Here is an 18,275-nt window from a genome sequence, read left to right on the forward strand (position 1 = left end):
GTTGGCATCTACCGAAGCGGATCCCGTAGATCCACGCCCTGCGTGGATGCTCTCCGCCTACCGCTCGATCGCCGGCAACGCATCGGACAACAACAACCGGTCAATCCGCCGCAACGCACTCTCCAGCTGCCGTCGGTCCGCCGCCAGCCCCAGCGACAACCGCACGCCGTACTGGAGCGAGACCCCCGGCGGACAGAACGCCGATGACGGCGCAATCGCCAGCCCCTGCAGCTGTGCGGTACGCACCAGCGTGGCGTCGGTCCAGGGTGCCGGTATCCGGCACCAGGCATGCAGGCCCTCCGCGCGCTGCAGCAGCGACGGCGCGAGCAGGTAACGTGCCATGCGCATGCGCTCGCGTGCCTCGGCGCGTACCTGGGCCAGCAGTGACTGCGCCGAACCATCCAGCAGCAGTTGGCTGGCCAATGCCGAGACCAGCGGATGGCCCATCAGCCGCGTCGCCCGCAACGCAGCCGTCATCGCCTCGGCGTGCGCAGCGCTCGGGCACTGCACGAACGCGGTGCGCAGGCCAGGGCTGATCACCTTCGACAGCGTCGCCACGTAGAACACATGACGCGGTGCCAGTGCCGCCAGCGGTGTAGGTGCATCCTCGGCGAGATGCCAGTACGGATCATCTTCGATCGCCAGCAGGCCCTCGCTTTCCAATATGCGTGCCAGCGCTTCGCGCCGCTGCAACGGCAGGGTCAGTGCGGTCGGGTTCTGGCAGGTGGGGTTGAGATAGACCAGCCGCGCGCCACCTTCGCGTGCCTGCCGCACCAGCGCCTCGGGGCACATGCCGTGCTCGTCGCCTTCCACCGGAACCAGCCGCCGGCCAAGCGCCCCCGCGGCCTGCAGCAGGCCCGGGTAGACCAGCGCATCGCAGAGGATCGTATCGCCATCGCGGCCCTGGCTGACCAGGATCGCGGCCAGCGCCACCTGTGCGCCTTCGGTCAGCAGCAGGCAGCTGTCAGCCACGACGCCCAGCATCGGCTGCAGCCAGCGCGCCGCGGCATGGCGATCAGTGGGGTTGCCGCCCCCCAGGTGATAGGTCATCAGGTTCGGTGCGTTGCTGCGCGCAAGCACGGCGGCGGCGCCGCGACGCAGCGTCTCCGCCAGCGCGTCGGCATCAGGCACCGGCGGCACGTTCATGCTCAGGTCCACCACCTGGTCGAAGCCGGCCTTGGGCGGTGCGATGAAGCTGCCCTGTGGTCCACGCGCTTCGATCAGGCCACGCTTGCGTGCTTCATCGAAGGCGCGGGTGACCGTGGTCAGGTCGATGCCCAGCTGCTGCGCCAACGCGCGCTGCGAGGGCAGGCGCTGTCCCGGTGCCAGACCACCCCGGCGCACCGTGCGCTCCAGTGAATTGACGATGCGCAGATAGATCGGGCCGCTGTGCGCGAGCACGTCCTGCACCCATTCGCGGGCTGCGACATCCGGTCGCGGCATGTACGGAGCATGTCGGGGCGTATCGTTGCTTCCAACGGCGGGAGCCTGTCCATAACCATCGGTCGGTTCGGACAGGTGACCGCCGTTGTTGTTTGCGGCGGTCGCGCCACCCAGAGCCAGTGATGTCATTGCGCGTCCTCAGCGCTTGGCCTGCCAGGGGCAGTAGCAGCCCACGGCAAGCAGTCCCTTGGGGCGCACGGTTTCGCCGCGCACCAGTCTGTCCAGCAGCGGTTCGACGAAACTGTTGGCCGAGTTGCAGACCATGCCGATGCTGTACGGGCCGGCGTAGGCCAGATGGCCCTGCCGGTCCCAGATCGCCACCGCAGGGCTGGCCGGGATGTGCTCGATGCCGTCGATGGACGGCAGGTTGATCACCTTGTTGCGCAGCGGCTCGGGCAGTTCGCCCTGCGTGCCAGGGCGACGGATCGCGTAGAAGTCGATGCCGGCGCGGCGGTACATGCTGATCAGGTAGCTCAGGTGGGCACCGGTCTCGCGGTTGCACACCCCGCAGGCCGGGTCCCAGAAATGCACCACGCGGATGCGGCCGGTATCTCCGGCCAGATCGGCCGGCAGGCGCAGCTGCGAGTCGTCGAAGACGATGGCCTGTTCGGTGAACGTGGACTGCGCGCTGTAACCGAAGTACTGCCACAGTGCAGCCGCCACGCCGGCCATGAACAGGCAGGCGAGGGCGATCATCGTCGGCAGCAGCCAGCGGCGACGCGGCGCGGCTGCGCCCATCAGGACGCGTCCCCGCCAAACTTGTGCACGTACTGCTTGCGCATCTCGCGGCAGGAGTCGGCCTGCGCGCGACGCTGGATCTCGCTACGCGACGGATCCTCGCTGCGCTGCAGGCACTGCTCGATGGCATGGCGTTCGGCGGCCTGTACGTCCACGGTCTGTGGCTGCAGGCAGACCCAGGCCAGCGCGGCCAGCATCAGCACGACAAAGCCGCCGCAACCGGCCATCACCAGGTGGAACTTCAGTTTCTCGGCGCGCATCGATGCACGTCCCTTCATCCATACATTGCATACAAAATATCATCTTGTATGGATGTCGTGCCACGTGGACGACTCAGACGATGGCGCTGTGCCGGGCCTCGGGGGCTTCAGACAGGATCTCGTTCAGCTTGGCCAGCGCCCCGGCCAGCGCGCCCTGGTCGACCGCGCCGCCCAGCGACAGTCGGATGGCGTTGCCCGGCGGCGGTTCTTCCACGCTGAAGGCGTCGGAACTGGCGATGCCCAGGCCTTGTTCCTGCGCGGCCTGGATCAGCCGGTACTGGTCAAGCCGTGGCGGCAGCGGCAGCCACACATGCAGGCCGGCCGGATGCGCCTGGGCACGGGACGGCAGGTACTGCGCGGCAATGGCCTGGCGCTCGCGCAGTTCCTGCTGGAAGCGCTGCACCATGTCCTGGGCCTGGCCACTGCGGATCCACTGCGAGGCCACCGCCACCATCGACTGGGTCGGCATCAGTGCGATGGCGCGCAGGGCGTCCAGCACTGGCTCCATCGGCTCGCCGGCCGGCACCACCAGGTAAGCGGTGCGCAGGCCCGGGGCCAGGCACTTGGACAGGGTGGAGATGTAGTAGACCGGGCAGCCGGCGTCGCGATGGGCGGCCAACGGCGGCGCGGCGTCACCAGCCAGCAACCAGTAGGGATCGTCCTCGATCACGGTCAGATCGTGGCGCTTGGCAACCGCCAGCAGGGCCTGCCGGCGCTGCGCCGACATCGTCGCCGTGGTCGGGTTCTGGATGGTCGGCACCAGATACAGCAGGCGCGGGCGGCGCAGCTGGCAGGCTTCTTCCAGCGCATCGGGCAGCATGCCCTCGGCGTCCATCGCCACCGGCACTACGCCCCGCTGCAGCACGCGCGCGGCGGCCAGCAGGCCCGGGTAGGTCAGCTGTTCGGCGGCGATCAGCTCGCCCGGCTGGGTGCGGGCCAGGATCAATGCGCACAGCGCGGTCTGCGCACCGGGGCAGATCACTACCTGGTCGGCGCCGACCGTCCCCAGCATCGGTGCCAGCCACTGTACGGCGGCGGCGCGGTCCTCGCGGGTGCCGGCGCCAACGTGGTAGCTCATCAGTTCGCCCTGGCCCAGCTGCTGGCCCACGTGCTGGAAACCGGCCTCCATGCCCTGTGCAAAGGGCGCGCTGCCCAGCAGCGGCGGGATGTTCATGCTCAGGTCGACCGAGGTGCTGCGGTTGCCGGCCGACAGTGCGATGAAGGTGCCGCCGGCGCCCTGGGCGTCGAGCAGGCCGGCCTGGCGCAGCTCGGCAAAGGCGCGGGTGACCGTGGTCAGGTCCACGCCCACCTGCTGGGCCAGGTCGCGCTGCGGCGGCAGGCGGTCGCCCGGGCGCAGCACGCCGTCATCCACTGCCTCGCGCACCTGCTGGGCAATCTGCAGGTACAGCGGGCCGGCGCCCTCGCGGAAGGGGCGGACCCAGGTGCGATTGGGGTGTTTCAGGCGGCGGCCGGCGGCAGGTGGCGTCATCGGTCAGATTTTTCCATACGTGCAGATGCACAAGTCCATACAATGCTGTATCTTGTATGGGCTTGATTGGAGTGGTTCGCCTGCTTGTAGGCGACCTCGTACCCACAGTGTAGCCGCTCCACGCCCGGGCGCTGCGCGCAGGCGAGCCGGTCAAGCGCGCTTCTTCAACAGGGTTGACCTCCAATGAATATCTGCTGGAACCGCATCCGCCTGGCGCTGGTCGCCCTGGCCTGCGTCGGCCTGTCGGGCTGTGACTGGGTGCTGCTGGATTCGAAGGGCATGGTCGGGCTCGCCCAGCGCGACCTGATCCTGATCTGCATCGGCCTGATGCTGATCGTGGTGATACCGGCCATCGTGCTGACCTTCGTGTTCGCGTGGCGCTACCGCGCCGGCAACACCAAAGCGAAATACATGCCTGACTGGTCGCACTCCACCAAGGTGGAGATCGTGGTCTGGGGCGTGCCGCTGATCATCATCGCGGTGCTGGCGGTGATCGTGTGGAAGTCGACCCACGAGCTGGACCCCTACAAGCCGCTTGACGTGGCCGGTGAGCCGCTGCACGTGGACGTGATCGCCACCGACTGGAAATGGGTGTTCGTCTACCCGGACCTGGGCATCGCCACGGTCAACCAGCTCAACTTCCCGGCCAACCGCCCGCTGGCATTCAACATCACCTCCAACTCGACGATGAATACCTTCTTCATCCCGCAGCTGGGTGGGCAGATCTACGCGATGGCCGGCATGCGCACGCAGCTGCACCTGATCGCCAACGAGCCCGGCCAGTTCCGTGGCATGTCCGGCAACTACAGCGGGCATGGCTTCTCGAACATGAAGTTCATCGCCACTGCCAGCAGCAACGAAGACTTCGAGCGCTGGGTGGCCGAAGTGCGCAGCGCGCCCGACGCGCTCAGCTTCACGCAGTTCAAGGCGCTGGCCGCGCCGTCGAAGAACGCACCGGTGCAGCACTTCTCCAGTGTTGAACCGCTGCTGTTCAAGAAGGTCATCGATCAGTTCATCGGCGTCGGTGAGAACACCGCAGCTGCTACCCCGGCGGGCGCTGCCGGCGGTGCCCAGGTTTCCCAGGAGTAACGAACATGTTGGGTAAATTGACGTGGGAGGCCGTGCCGCTGCACGAGCCGATCGTCGTGGTCACATTGGCGGCCATGGTGCTGGGTGGCCTCGCGCTGCTCGGCGCGGTGACGTACTTCAAGCTGTGGGGCCCGCTGTGGCGTGACTGGTTCACCACCGTGGACCACAAGAAGATCGGCATCATGTACGTGGTGGTGGCGCTGGTCATGCTGGTGCGCGGCTTCGCCGATGCGCTGATGATGCGCGCGCAGCTGGCCGCGGCCGGACCAGGCAGTGATGGTTTCCTGCCGCCCGAGCACTACGACCAGATCTTCACCGCACACGGCGTGATCATGATCTTCTTCGTGGCCACCCCGTTCGTGGTCGGCCTGATGAACATCATCGTGCCGCTGCAGATCGGCGCGCGCGACATGGCGTTCCCGTTCCTCAACGCCTTCAGCTTCTGGATCTTCGTGGTCGGCGCAGCGCTGATGATGATCTCGCTGGGCGTCGGCGAATTCGCCATGACCGGCTGGGTCGCCTATCCGCCGCTGTCGGGCATCGAGTTCAGTCCAGGCGTGGGTGTCGACTACTACATCTGGGCCTTGCAGGCGTCCGGCATCGGTACGTTGCTGACCGGCGTCAACCTGTTCATCACCATCCTGCGCATGCGTGCGCCGGGCATGACGTTGATGAAGATGCCGGTGTTCACCTGGACCGTGCTGGTCACCAGCGTGATCATCATCGCCGCCTTCCCGATCCTGACCGTGGCGCTGGGCGCGCTCACCCTGGACCGCTACCTGGACTTCAACTTCTACACCAACACGTTGGGTGGCAACCCGATGATGTACGTGAACCTGGTGTGGGCCTGGGGCCATCCGGAGGTGTACATCCTGGTGCTGCCGGCGTTCGGCATCTTCTCCGAAGTTACGGCCACGTTCGCGCGCAAGAAGCTGTTCGGCTACAAGTCGATGGTCGGCGCCACGCTGGCGATCGGCATCCTGTCGTTCATCGTCTGGCTGCACCACTTCTTCACCATGGGTTCCGGTGCCAGCGTCAATGCCTTCTTCGGCATCATGACGATGATCATCGCCATTCCCACCGGCGTGAAGATCTTCACCTGGCTGTTCACCATGTATGGCGGCCGCGTCGAGTTCAGCGTGCCGATGCTGTGGACCATCGCCTTCCTGGTCACCTTCACCATCGGTGGCATGACCGGCGTGCTGCTGGCTATCCCGGGCGCGGACTTCCTGCTGCACAACAGCCTGTTCCTGGTCGCGCACTTCCACAACACCATCATCGGCGGCGCGCTGTTCGGCTACCTGGCCGGCTTCGCCTACTGGTTCCCGAAGGTGTTCGGCTTCACCCTCAACGAGCGCCTGGGCAAGTGGTCGTTCGCCTGCTGGGTGATCGGCTTCTACCTGGCCTTCATGCCGCTGTACATGCTGGGCTTCATGGGCATGACCCGTCGCATGAACCAGTACGACAACCCGGCGTGGACGCCGTACCTGATCGCCGCCTTCATCGGCGCGCTGTTCGTGTTCGCGGGCATCATCCTGATGCTGGTGCAGATCTACGTGAGCGTTCGCGACCGCAAGCGCAACCTGGACCTGACCGGCGACCCGTGGAATGCGCGCACGCTGGAATGGGCCACGCCGTCGCCGCCACCGTTCTACAACTTCGCGGTGGTGCCCAAGGCCGATGAGCTGGACGCCTTCCACGAAGCGAAGAAGCGCGGCCTGCCGCCGCCGCCGAAGAAGTACGCACCGATCCACATGCCGAAGAACACCGGCGTGCCGCTGATCCTCAACATCTGGATCCTGGTGCTGTGCTTCGCCCTGGTCTGGCACATCTGGTGGATGGCCGCGGCCAGCTTCATCGCGATGATCGTCACCCTGATCGTGCGGTCCTACGACGAGGACGTGGACTACTACGTCAGTTCCGAAGAGGTGGCGCGCACTGAAGCGGCCAACCTTGCCAAGCTGAAGGAGGTACGCGCATGAACCTGTTGACCCGCCCGGAGCTGGCCAGCGACACGCAGGCGCACGAGGACCACCACGAACACGACCACGGCCACGAACAGGGCGGCATGAAGGTGTTCGGCATGTGGGTCTACCTCATGTCCGACCTGGTGCTGTTCGGTTCGCTGTTCGCCTCGTACGCGGTGCTCAGCACCGCCTACGCCGGCGGCCCCACCGGCAAGGAGCTGTTCTCGCTGCCGTTCGTGATGGCCGAGACCTTCCTGCTGCTGGTCTCCAGCATCACCTACGGCCAGGCCGTACTGGCGATGCACCGCCACGACACCTCGGCGGTGCTGCGCTGGCTGGGCGTGACCTTCGTGCTCGGTGCCTCGTTCATCGGCATGGAGATCTATGAGTTCTCGCACCTGATCCACGAAGGCGCAGGCCCCAGCACCAGTGCCTACCTGTCGGCGTTCTTCGCGCTGGTCGCCACCCACGGCCTGCACGTGGCCAGCGGCCTGATCTGGATGGCGGTGGTCATGCACCAGGTCTACCGCCGTGGCCTGACCCCGACCAACATCACCCGCGTGTCGTGCCTGAGCCTGTTCTGGCACTTCCTGGACCTGGTGTGGATCTGCGTCTTCACCTTCGTCTACCTGATCGGAGCCTTCTGACATGGCCCACGTCGAAACCTCGCGCGCCGGCAATGCGCTCGGCTCCACCAAGTCCTACCTGATCGGCTTCGTGCTGTGCGCGCTGCTGACCGTGGTGCCGTTCGCGCTGGTGATGAACCCGGTGCTGTCGCGTCCGCTCACGCTGTTCCTGCTGGTCGGCTTCGCGGTGGCGCAGATCCTGGTGCAGCTGGTCTATTTCCTGCACATGGACCGCAAGTCCGAAGGTGGCTGGAACCTGGCCAGCTTCGTGTTCACCCTGGTGATCCTGTTCATCATCGTCGCGCTGTCGGTATGGATCATCTGGAGCATGCACTACCACATGATGATCAACTGACCGTGGCCGGGGTGATCGGCACGGATCGCGCGATCACCCCGGCACCTCAGCCCTCTTTTCCCCCAAGGGCAGGCCTGACCGAGACCCCGCCCGCATCTGCGTTGGTGGTACCCGTGAAGCGTCCTGCTGCTGTTGTCCGTTCGTTGTTCTCTCCCCGTTTCCGCCTGCCGCTGCTGGCAGGCCTGGCCATCGGCCTGCTGGCTGGCTGCAGTGCGCAGTCGCGCATGGACTTCTACTCCAAGGACATCGCCTGCGAAGAACTTGGCCAGCAGTGGTCGATGCCCGACAGCCACGGAACCGTGCGTGGCCCGAAGGACCTGCAGGGGCAGGTGACCTATCTGTTCTTCGGTTTCACCAGCTGCCCGGATGTGTGCCCAACCACCATGGTCGAGCTGAGCCAGGTCAAGCACCTGATGGGCAAGGATGCCGACCAGCTGCAGGTGGTGTTCGTCAGCGTCGACCCGGCGCGTGATACGCCGGAGGTGGCGCGCACCTATGTGGAAGCCTTCGACCCCAAGGCGATCGCACTGGTTGGCAACGAAGCGCAGTTGGCCGCGATGGCCAGCGACTTCAAGGCGTTCTACGAGAAGGAACCCGGCCAGGTGCCGGAGACCTACACCATGAGCCACATCGCGGGCGGCTACGTGTTCGACCGCCAGGGCCGCCTGCGCCTGTTCGCGCCCTATGGCATGCCGGTGGACAAGCTGTTCTCCGACGTGCAGCGCCTGCTGCTGGAGCCCGCTCATCCAGCCGCCGGCAACGACGCACTGGCCAGCTGCAGCCGCAAACACAGCGACACACTCGCCGCCCGCTGACGCTGGTGGGTGCCAACCTTGGTTGGCACGTCTGGATCTGCTGTTGGTGGGTGCCGACCGTTGGTCGGCACATCCCCCCACACCCATCCCCCGGCCGGCCAGGAGAGCCAACCGGCCGGGGGCACCACTCAACGCCTTACTTGGTTTCTTCCCACTGCACCACGTCCGGCTCGGCCGCCTTGATGCCGGCGGTCGACAGCAGCTTGGTGGTCGCATCCAGCGCCGCGTTCACCGACGGGTACTCCACAATCGCGCGGCCCGAGGCCTTGGATACCTTCACCACGGTGCCGCCGGTGGCGGTGGCCGCACGCTGGGCCGAGGCCGCATCGGTGAAGAACACCTTGACCCGCGAGGTCGCCACTACCGGCGCGCCATCGTTGGAGACAGCGGCCGCAAACTTGCTGGCGCCGGCATCCGCACGTGCGACCACACCGGTAGACGCATCGGTGGACCGCTTGCTGCGGGTACCGACGGCCGCCGCGCTGGCATCAGCCCCGGTCGTGATCCGGAACTGGCCGCCGCTGGCCGGCTGCACGGTTGCCGACGGCGCCAGCTGGAAGCGCGCGCCGCCCACATTGAACGAACGGCCGGTGGCCTCCGCCTTCAACTGCTGCGTGTCTACGGTCGACAAGGTCTTCGCCGGAGGTGTCTGGCCCGAACTCTGTGCCCAGGCGGTGGTGGTCATCGCCGCGAGGGCGAGGGTGCTCAACAGAATGGTCGTCTTCATCATCAGTGCCCCAGAACGCGGATCTTGAAGAATTCGAGGTTGCCACGCGATGCAGCGTTCGCGGCCTGCCCCAGGTCGGTGACTTCCAGCGTCCAGGTGCCCGTGGCGTTCTCATCCAGGAAGGCATTGCTGGACAGCAGGTCCCAGTTGGTGAAGTTGCGCTGGACACCATTGAGGCCAGAGCCGATCGCGGTGAATGCCGGCTGCACCACGCTGCGCGTGCCACTGGGCGAGACCAGCACGAACTGCAGCTGGCGGGTGTTGCTGTGATTGACCCGGAAGCCGAGCTGCACGCTTTCGATGTTGCGCGCGCCATTGGCCAGCTGGAAGGTCAGGCGAGCAGCAGCGGCCGAGGTATTGCCGATGGCTACGGTGCGCGTCGTGTTGCGCCAGCCGCTGTCCACCAATGCACCCAGCGACTGGAAGTTCTCGGCGACCTCTACTGCACGGGCGGCGTTGACCACGCCGAAGCCGTACCAGTTGCTGTAGGCGCGGCCGGCGGCATTCACCGTCCAACCCGGCACCAGCACGCGGCCATCGGAGTGCGTGACCGCCGCCCGGTTCGGGTCATTGCGGGTGGCGGTGGTGGCCAGGATGTACTTCACATCGCGGTAGGACAGGTTTGGATTGGTTTCCAGCAGCAGTGCCGCCACGCCCGACACCATCGGCGTGGCCGCCGAGGTACCGTTCATCTTGCCGGTGTAGTTGCAGGTGCTGTCGATGGCGGACTGGTCGCCGTCCAATGTGTTGCGCAGGCTCGTATTCTTGTTGCTGCCCTGCGCGCAGCCGGTGACGTCGGTGGTGAGGATGGCCGGATCGTAGCGGATCGCCAGCTGCCCCGGCACGACCTGCCGCTGCCAGCCGTTCTCGCCACCGAAGCCGGACACCCACAGCGCCGAGCCGGTGGACGAGTACGAGGAGCGCACGCCATCGGCGCGCACGGCGGCAACAGTGATCACGTTGAACAGGTTGTTGCGCGGATCGCGGCCGGCCGGAATGCAGCCCGTGTTGCGGTTCTTGGTGTCTGCCGAGCAGATGTCGGTGCCATCCGAGCGTGCGCCGTTGTTGTGGTTGTTGCCGGCGGCTTTCACGTAGATGCCACCGCGCCCGCCACGGGTGCCGGACATGGCCTGCTCATAGGCGGTGATGTCGTTCTGGCTGTAGGCCAACGGCAGGTTGGGGTTGCCCGGGCTGGAGCCCCAGCTGTTGTTGAAGACCCCCACGTCGGCCACTTCGGCGCCATCCCACCACGAGTACTCGATGTTGGAATTCGAATTGCCCTGGGCATTGGATGCCAGGAAATTGAAGCCCTTGAGTGTGGCCGCCGAGGCCACGCCGCGCACGCCCAGGTTGTTGGAGCCCACCGCACCGGCGATGCCGCCGACCATGGTGCCGTGATTGTCGCGGTCAGGATTGGACGGTGAAGGGTTGTTGCTCTGGTTGGCGAAATTCTTGCCCGCGACCGCCGCGACGTTGGCAGCCAGGTCCGGGTGGGCGATCTGCAGGCCGTCATCGACGATGGCGATGGTGACGCCCTGGCCACGGATGCCATTGCGGAACAGGCCATCCACGTTGAGATCGTTGCCGGCCACCGGCAGGGTATCGCCCAGTACAGCCTGCCCGGTGTTGAGCAGATGCCACTGACGCCCGGCCAGCGGATCGGCCTGCTGGGCCTGGGCGGTGACGGCCAGGCTGCCCAGCACCAGGGCAGTGGCAAGGGCCAGGCGCGCGGAGCACGGTGGCGCGGAGCGTTGCGTGTGTCGCTTCATACACGAATCCTTCTGTTGTGAATCGGCATGGCAGGACGGCGGGGCGGATCTGCCCCATCGCAACGAGCCAAACGCGACACAACGAACAACCCCCTACCTCTTCACACACCCAATCTGCAGATGTGCCGATTGCGTCACAAACGCTTATGCCGCGGGGTAATGACGACTGCCGTGCCCCGCATCTGGCGGACGCCAATCCTGATTGGCACCTGTATCCACGCAGGGCGTGGATCTACCAGGTGTCATCGCGTGGCTTCACACGCGGCTGTGCTACTACAGCCCGTGCACCCTTCCGCGTCGGAGCACGATGATGGTCAATCCGCTCGCCCAAGCCCACCGCGGCCTCGGCACCACGCTGTTCAGCCTGTTGAACCCGATACCCTTCGGCTTCTTCGTCGGTGCATTGATCTTCGACGCGATCTATCTCAACAGCGCCGAGGTGATGTGGGGCAAGGCCGCTGCCTGGCTGATCACCTTCGGCCTGCTGATCGCCATCATTCCGCGCCTGATCAACCTGTTCGCGGTCTGGCGCCGCAGCGGTACCGCCACCCGCATCGACCGCATCGACTTCTTCCTCAACCTGGTCGCAGTGGTGCTGGCCATCTGGAACGCCTTCGTGCACAGCCGCGACGCCTATGCCGTTGCGGTGCCAGGCACGATCCTGTCGGCGCTGACCGTGGCCCTGATCGCACTGGGCCTGATCCTGCTGTCACTGCAGCCGCCGGTGCTGCAGGGAGGTCGTCATGGTTAAGCACATCCTGCCCACCGTGGCCGCGCTGGCACTGGCCGTCACCCTGTCGGCGTGCGCGGGCAAGGCCGAATACCACCCCGCTGACCAGTCCGGCGCACAGCCGCCGTTGCCGGCACCGAAGAACTTCCTGATGCCGCCGATGCAGGTGCCCAAGGGCGTCGGCTGGGCCGACGGCCAGTCACCCACGGTGGCAGAGGGCCTGAAGATCGAGCGCATCGCCGCCAACCTGCTGCATCCGCGGCGGCTGTTGACCCTGCCCAACGGCGATGTGCTGGTGGTGGAAGGCAACGGCCCCGGCGAAGAACCGGTCACCACGCCCAAGCAGTGGATTGCCGGCAAGGTGAAGGCGCGCTCGGGCAAGGCCGGCAAGGGCGGCAACCGGGTTACCCTGCTGCGCCGCACGCCGGGAACGAACACCTGGACCCAGCACGTCTACATTGAGGGCCTGCACTCGCCGTTCGGCATCCAGTTGATCGGTGACACGCTGTACGTGGCCAACACCGGCAACATCATGCAGTACCACTACGTGCCCGGCGAAACCCGCATGTCCGACAAGGGCCGCGAGTTCACCGACCTGCCCAGCACCATCAACCACCACTGGACCAAGGAACTGCTGGCCAGCCGCGATGGCCGCAAGCTGTACGTGGGCGTGGGTTCCAACAGCAACATCACCGAGAATGGCCTGGCCGTCGAATACCGCCGCGCGGTGGTGCTGGAAGTGGACGTGGCCACCCGTGGCAGCCGCATCTTCGCCTCGGGCATCCGCAACCCGACCGGCCTGGATTGGGAGCCGAGCACCGGAAAGTTGTGGGCTGTTGCGAACGAACGCGATGAGATCGGTGCCGACCTGGTGCCGGATTACCTGACCTCGGTGAAAGAAGATGGTTTCTACGGTTGGCCCTACAGTTACTACGGCCAGCACGTGGACGAGCGCGTGCAGCCGCAGCGGCCGGACCTGGTGGCCAAGGCGATCGTGCCGGACTACGCCATCGGCTCGCACGTGGCGCCGCTGGGCCTGCTGTTCTACACCGGCCAGGCACTGCCGGCGCAGTACCACGGCGGTGCCTTCATCGGCGAACACGGCAGCTGGGACCGTTCGCCACTAAGTGGCTACGAAGTGGTCTACGTACCGTTCAAGGACGGCAAGCCGACCGGGCGGCCACAGACCGTGGTCAGCGGCTTCGCCTCGAAGGACGAGAAGACGCTGATGGGTGCGCCGGTGGGGATGGCCATGGATGCAGAGGGCGCGCTGCTGGTCGCCGACGACGTGGGCGACGTGGTGTGGCGGGTGTCGGCCAAGTAGTTCTGTAGAGCCGAGCCTATGCTCGGCTGCTCTTCGTTCGGTGCACGGAAACCCGCGCGGTGCGCGCGTAAGCCGAGCATGGGCTCGGCTCTACAGTTCCGCAGTACTGCTGCGGAACCCGCTGAACACCGACTCGGCAGCAAACCCGACGCCGCCCAGCAGCACGCCGAAATACACCACCGTGGCCACCACGAAGCCGTAACCGGCCGCCACCGCCGCGCCATCGCGCTGGATGAAGCCGATTGCAAAGGCCATCAGCGCCAGCGCCGGCAGCGTGTTGCTGAAAGGAATCGGTCCGGCGGGCGCCATCAGCAGCAGGGTCGCGAACACCAGCATCAGGTTGTTCAGGCGCATCATCTTCTTCGAGCGCACCATCACCGCCAGCCGCATCGGCCGCGACAGCCGCTCCATGCGGTGCACCCACTTCAGCGCACGGCCCAGGTTGGCCTTCAGCTTGTCGGTGGCGATCTCGCGGCGCGCCAGCTTCTGCGGCACCCACAGCGGGCGGTTGCGCACCCGGCTCAGGCCGATCAGCAGGATCGAGGCGCCGAACACGGTGCTCAGCCCCGGAATCGACACCGGAATGATGAAGATGGCCGAGAGCAGGATCACGATCAGCAGCAGGCCTTCATCGCCCAGCGCACTGAGCAGGGTGCCGACGCTGACCTGCTCGCCGGGCAGCTCGTCGATCATCTGCTCGATCTGCTGGGCCAGAGGCGCACTGTCGTTGGTTTCGGGGGCACGGTAGGTCATGCGTCGCAAGGTTCTCCAGGGAAGGGCGGTCAGCGGGCCGTCCTGCGGTGGGGGACGCACAGGCTCCCGCAGTATCCCGGCCAACGTGGGCAAAGAGGTGAACCGGGCATGAGGGGGTAAACTGGCGTGCCCCGCACGAGTTGAACGCAATGGACATGGGCCGCAGGCAATCGACCATCGAACTGGTCGCCATCGACATGGATGGCACCCTGCTGGACCCCAGCCACACGCTCACCGCCCGGGCCAAGCAGGCCATCGCGCAGGCGCGCGCGCTGGGGGTGCACATCGTGCTGACCAGTGGCCGCCCGGTTCCCGGCCTGGCACCGTTCCTGCACGAGCTGGGCATCACCGGCGACGACGACTACTGCATCGCCTGCAATGGCGGCCTGGTGCAACGCATCGGCACGCGCGAAACCGTGGTCGAGTATCCGCTCAGCTTCGACGACTTCCTGTTCTGCGAGCAGGTGGCCCGCGAAGTGGGCGTGCACTTCCAGGCGCTGGACAGCCAGCGCATGTACACGCCCAACCAGGACATCAGCTATTACACCGTGGCCGACTCGCATCTTTCGCGGATGCCGCTGTCCTACCGCCGCGTGGAAGACATGGACCCGTCGATGTCCTTCATCAAGCTGATGATGATCGACGCGCCCGACGTGCTGGATGCCGCCATCGCGCGCCTGCCCAGCGAACTGACCGAGCGCTTCGCGGTGCTGAAGAGCGCGCCGTTCTTCCTGGAAGTGTTCGACCGCCGCGCCGGCAAGGGCCCGAGCCTGCAGAAGCTGGCCGAGCACCTGGGCATCGATCGCGCCAACGTGATGGCCATCGGTGACCAGGAAAACGACCTGACCATGCTGCAGTACGCCGGTACCAGCGTGGCGATGGGCAATGCCATTGATGCTGTGAAGGCGGTGGCGCGGTTTGAAACCACCAGCAACGCCGATGAAGGTGTGGCGCGGGCGATCGAGCGCTTCGTCCTGCAGTAACCGCGCGGTCAGCTGTCCAGGTAGCTGCCAACCTCATCCGCCCCGGTAGGTGCCAACCTTGGTTGGCACACGCAGACGGCAAGCGCCGACCAAGGTCGGCCCCGACCACGCCGGGGCTATACCCACGTATAACCCACCCATCCCTATCGCCATTCGCGCTGTACCACCGCGCAATGGCGGATGCGGCAGCGCGATGCAAGAATTTCGCACGTCGAAATCACGCCATCGAATTCTGAGGCAGAGGATCGTCCTCCTCTGCCACTGACCGGCGCGCACTGCGCCGTCACCCCCAACGCAATCGCATCGCCAGCCAGGGCGCCGACACCGGTGCTGCAACGCGCTGGGCGTGCGCCTGCGCCGCTCTCTCCCTGCATCCTGGATCTGCCCATGAACACCCCACCCACGACACGCCTCGCCCTGGCCATCATCGCGGCCATCACCGCACCTGCGTACGCCGCAGAAACGCACGATGCCGCGCACGACACGCCCACTACGCTCAACGCCCTGCAGGTCATCGCCACACCGCGCGGTGCGGCCGTGGCACCGACCCAGGTGATCGGCCCCAACCGCTACATCATCAAGGCCGAAGACCTCGACGCGATGGTCACCGGCAACAACGGCCTGGCCATGCTGAAGCAGGTACCGGGCGCCAGCTACACCGCCACCGACGGGCTGGGCCTGGATATCTCCGCCACCAGCCTGTTCGTGCGCGGCTTCCGCATGAACGAAATGGGCATCACCTTCGAAGGCGTGCCGCTGAACGACAACGGCTTCCTCTCGCTTACCGGCACCAGCGTGGTGAACGTGGGCGTGCCCGATGGCATCGGCGCGATCACAGTCAGCCCCGGTGGTGCGCCGGTCAGCGTGTTCTCCGGCAGCGTCAACGGCGGCAGCCTGGAATACCGCCTGCGCGACCTGCAGGACACGCCCAGCCTGCGCGTGAAGCAGGGCGTGGGCAGCAACAACACGCTGGTCACCACCGTGTCCGGGCAGAGCGGCCAGCTCGGTGAGCATGGCCCGAAAGTGCTGGTCGACCTGCAGCGCGTGTCCGCCGACAAGTACCAGGGCGAGGGCACGCAGAACTTCCTGCGCGGCGACCTGAAGCTGCAGCAGGACGTCGCCTGGGGCGATGTCACCGTGTTCCTGTCCGACAGCAAGGCCAAGGTCTGGGGCTACAACAACATCTCCTTCGACATGATCCGCAAGCTGGGCTGGAAGGCCGACATCTTCTATCCCGATTATGCGTGGGCGTGGTACGTGGCCTCGCCGGAAAACGCGGACAAATCCTGCGGCGCCTACACCTGCGGTGAGCTGTCCGAACTGATTCCGTACGACACCGGCCAGACCACCCGCGACCGCGTGTCATCGATCAACCATCGCTTCCAGATCACCCCGGCGCTGAGTGGCAACGTGCAGCTGTACAACGCCAACAGCCACACCCAGGCCACGCTGACCGACCCGACCGTACCGTCGCCCAACGGCGCACCGTTCTCCGAACAGGTACAGACGCCGCGCCTCAACCGCCTGGGCGGCATGGTCAACCTGCAGTTCGAGACCGGCGCGCACACCTTCACTGCCGGTTTCTGGCAGGAGAAGAGCAAGGCCGCGGCCAAGACCGAGTGGTACCAGCAGCCACTGCTGGGCGAGGGCCCGCCGCTGAAGGCCACCGGCCCGTTCGACGTGTACGGCCCCGCGTTCAAGACCGACAACGCATCGAGCTGGGTGACCCGCTCGCGCCAGTTCTACCTGCAGGACGACATCGTGCTGAACGACACGCTGAAGCTGGGTGTCGGCTTCAAGGCCGTGGACTTCCGCACCCGCGGTGGTGGCCTGGGTGATGCCAAGGACCGGCCGGTGAACGGCACGCTGCGCGCGAAGAGCAACTTCCTGCCGCACGTCTCGCTGTTCTGGAGCCCGACCGAATCCACCGATGCCTTCATTGACCTGGCCAACACCATGAACGGCTACCGTGTGGCCCAGCGCGGCAACATCGGCTACACCGCCTCGGCATGGACCATCACCGACCAGGAAGAGTTCGACCGCGTGGCCGGCACGCTGCGCCCGGAGAAGAACTGGAACCTCACCGTGGGCGCATCACACCGCTTCGACCGGCTGACGATCACCGGCGACGTGTTCTACAACGACATCCGCAACCGCCTGCTATCAGCAGCCATCGGTACCCAGTTCGCGCAGATCAACACGGTTCGGCTGATGCCGAAGATGCATGTGATCGGCGCAGACCTTGGCATCACCGCCGACCTGACCGACCACCTGCAGTTCTACCAGGGCGTGGCCGTGGCCCGTTCGTACTACGACAGTGATTTCGTCGTGGGCGACACCGTGTACCCGATCAAGGGCAATGCCCAGCCGGGCTACCCGCAGATTTCGCTGGTGAGCGATCTTTCGGCGCGCTTCGGTGATTGGCGCTTTGGTGCCACCAGCACCTCCTACCTGCGCCAGCCCTTCACCTACGAGAATGACATCCGCGTGCCGACCTTCTGGCAGGTCAACACCTATGCCGCGTATCGGTTTGGTGCGGACAGCGTAGTGCCAGGGCTGGAACTGCGGCTGGACGTGAGCAACCTGTTCAACCGCCACAACATCGGCACCGCCACCATTGCCGGCTCGTCGTTCTCTGGGGATTACCAGACCCTGCAGCGCAGCGCGCCACGGCAGCTGATGTTGAGTACTTCGATGACCTTCTGAGTAGATCCACGACATGCGTGGATAGCTGACCCCTGCCAGAGGCACGCCTTGCGCAATCAACAGGGATTTTCTGGCGGCGACGCAAGGTTCCCACAATGTTGCTGGGTCATCCTGTCGGCATGGCTCAGTACAACCCGCGATCACCGTTGTTCGACATCCAAAGCCCGGGACGGCCCCGGCAGGCGCCGTCCGTGACGCCTGTGATCGACCTGCAGGCCGAGTACCAGTTCTGGCACGTCTACGAGCGCGTGGTCCGTCCGTTGCCCGGTGGGGGGCTGCGGCAGGCCTGGCTGGTGTGCCAGAAGGTGTACCGGGACCGGTGGCAGCACCCGGACGACAGCGACGAGGCGGCGTTGTCACGGGTGCTGTTTGGCGGGAACATGACGGCTGACCGCGCGTCGGAACTGGCGGAGCTGCACGCGCTGGTCAGCCGTCGGGTGGCGTCGCTGGCGAAGCGGGGACGGTTGCATTCGGCAGCCTGATGCCTGCCCTTGGTGGGGT

General features: G+C 66.0%; 17 protein-coding genes. 10 read left to right on the plus strand and 7 right to left on the minus strand.

Features of this window, described 5'->3' with window-relative positions; genetic code table 11:
• Positions 1–57: 57 nt before the first annotated feature.
• Genes ACTJJM_RS07250 through ACTJJM_RS07265 form a run of 4 tightly spaced genes read right to left on the minus strand, consistent with a single transcriptional unit; the run spans position 58 to position 3,930 of the window.
• Positions 58–1,572, minus strand: coding sequence for a PLP-dependent aminotransferase family protein (locus tag ACTJJM_RS07250; protein WP_440865349.1), 1,515 nt, complete (start codon positions 1,570–1,572; stop codon positions 58–60).
• Between the two features lie 9 nt (positions 1,573–1,581).
• A complete protein-coding gene (locus ACTJJM_RS07255) occupies positions 1,582–2,181 on the minus strand; it encodes a DUF6436 domain-containing protein (RefSeq protein WP_010482120.1) in 600 nt (199 codons plus the stop codon).
• Positions 2,181–2,459 carry a hypothetical protein gene (locus ACTJJM_RS07260; protein WP_227852303.1) on the minus strand — a complete coding sequence of 93 codons (279 nt, stop codon included), beginning with the start codon at positions 2,457–2,459 and terminating at the stop codon, positions 2,181–2,183. Before ACTJJM_RS07260 ends, ACTJJM_RS07255 begins: the two co-directional genes overlap by 1 nt.
• A 55-nt stretch (positions 2,460–2,514) precedes the next feature.
• Positions 2,515–3,930, minus strand: coding sequence for a PLP-dependent aminotransferase family protein (locus ACTJJM_RS07265; RefSeq protein WP_440865350.1), 1,416 nt, complete (start codon positions 3,928–3,930; stop codon positions 2,515–2,517).
• 183 nt (positions 3,931–4,113) lie between these two features.
• On the opposite strand from ACTJJM_RS07265, the gene cyoA reads away from it, so the two are divergent.
• From cyoA to ACTJJM_RS07290, 5 genes are all read left to right on the plus strand, one after another.
• Positions 4,114–5,019, plus strand: a complete 906-nt coding sequence (gene cyoA, locus ACTJJM_RS07270; RefSeq protein WP_049435746.1) for a ubiquinol oxidase subunit II — start codon at positions 4,114–4,116, stop codon at positions 5,017–5,019.
• Between the two features lie 5 nt (positions 5,020–5,024).
• Positions 5,025–7,001 carry a cytochrome o ubiquinol oxidase subunit I gene (cyoB, locus tag ACTJJM_RS07275; protein WP_006474876.1) on the plus strand — a complete coding sequence of 659 codons (1,977 nt, stop codon included), beginning with the start codon at positions 5,025–5,027 and terminating at the stop codon, positions 6,999–7,001.
• Complete coding sequence (gene cyoC / locus ACTJJM_RS07280) at positions 6,998–7,633, plus strand: cytochrome o ubiquinol oxidase subunit III (RefSeq protein ID WP_005414759.1); 636 nt, start codon at positions 6,998–7,000, stop codon at positions 7,631–7,633. The genes cyoB and cyoC overlap by 4 nt, the downstream gene beginning before the upstream one ends.
• Before the next feature lies 1 nt (position 7,634).
• Positions 7,635–7,967 (plus strand): cytochrome o ubiquinol oxidase subunit IV, encoded by a 333-nt coding sequence (gene cyoD, locus ACTJJM_RS07285; RefSeq protein ID WP_049412479.1) that lies wholly within the window; start codon positions 7,635–7,637, stop codon positions 7,965–7,967.
• 143 nt (positions 7,968–8,110) lie between these two features.
• Positions 8,111–8,782 carry an SCO family protein gene (locus tag ACTJJM_RS07290; protein ID WP_010482109.1) on the plus strand — a complete coding sequence of 224 codons (672 nt, stop codon included), beginning with the start codon at positions 8,111–8,113 and terminating at the stop codon, positions 8,780–8,782.
• Between the two features lie 136 nt (positions 8,783–8,918).
• On the opposite strand, the gene ACTJJM_RS07295 is transcribed toward ACTJJM_RS07290, so the two are convergent.
• Together ACTJJM_RS07295 and ACTJJM_RS07300 are read right to left on the minus strand one after the other, a co-directional pair.
• Entirely contained in the window at positions 8,919–9,512 is a 594-nt protein-coding gene (locus tag ACTJJM_RS07295) for a S8 family serine peptidase (protein ID WP_053443652.1), read from the minus strand.
• Positions 9,512–11,278, minus strand: coding sequence for a S8 family serine peptidase (locus tag ACTJJM_RS07300; protein ID WP_126560870.1), 1,767 nt, complete (start codon positions 11,276–11,278; stop codon positions 9,512–9,514). The genes ACTJJM_RS07295 and ACTJJM_RS07300 overlap by 1 nt, the downstream gene beginning before the upstream one ends.
• Before the next feature lie 310 nt (positions 11,279–11,588).
• Between ACTJJM_RS07300 and ACTJJM_RS07305 the strand changes: the two genes are divergently transcribed.
• Together ACTJJM_RS07305 and ACTJJM_RS07310 are read left to right on the plus strand one after the other, a co-directional pair.
• Positions 11,589–12,029 (plus strand): DUF2231 domain-containing protein, encoded by a 441-nt coding sequence (locus ACTJJM_RS07305; RefSeq protein WP_049431961.1) that lies wholly within the window; start codon positions 11,589–11,591, stop codon positions 12,027–12,029.
• Positions 12,022–13,332, plus strand: a complete 1,311-nt coding sequence (locus ACTJJM_RS07310; protein WP_126560869.1) for a PQQ-dependent sugar dehydrogenase — start codon at positions 12,022–12,024, stop codon at positions 13,330–13,332. The genes ACTJJM_RS07305 and ACTJJM_RS07310 overlap by 8 nt, the downstream gene beginning before the upstream one ends.
• A gap of 90 nt (positions 13,333–13,422) precedes the next feature.
• On the opposite strand, the gene ACTJJM_RS07315 is transcribed toward ACTJJM_RS07310, so the two are convergent.
• Entirely contained in the window at positions 13,423–14,085 is a 663-nt protein-coding gene (locus ACTJJM_RS07315) for an exopolysaccharide biosynthesis protein (RefSeq protein ID WP_126560868.1), read from the minus strand.
• A 149-nt stretch (positions 14,086–14,234) separates the two neighbouring features.
• On the opposite strand from ACTJJM_RS07315, the gene yidA reads away from it, so the two are divergent.
• From yidA to ACTJJM_RS07330, 3 genes are all read left to right on the plus strand, one after another.
• Positions 14,235–15,068: a sugar-phosphatase gene (yidA, locus tag ACTJJM_RS07320; RefSeq protein WP_049453999.1), complete on the plus strand. Its 834-nt coding sequence runs from the start codon at positions 14,235–14,237 to the stop codon at positions 15,066–15,068.
• A 387-nt stretch (positions 15,069–15,455) separates the two neighbouring features.
• A complete protein-coding gene (locus ACTJJM_RS07325; RefSeq protein ID WP_440865351.1) occupies positions 15,456–17,774 on the plus strand; it encodes a TonB-dependent receptor in 2,319 nt (772 codons plus the stop codon).
• Positions 17,775–17,869: 95 nt separating this feature from the next.
• A complete protein-coding gene (locus ACTJJM_RS07330; RefSeq protein ID WP_311068765.1) occupies positions 17,870–18,256 on the plus strand; it encodes a hypothetical protein in 387 nt (128 codons plus the stop codon).
• The last annotated feature ends 19 nt before the right edge of the window (positions 18,257–18,275 follow it).

This window comes from Stenotrophomonas sp. 22692 (assembly GCF_052045015.1).
Lineage (GTDB): Bacteria > Pseudomonadota > Gammaproteobacteria > Xanthomonadales > Xanthomonadaceae > Stenotrophomonas > Stenotrophomonas geniculata.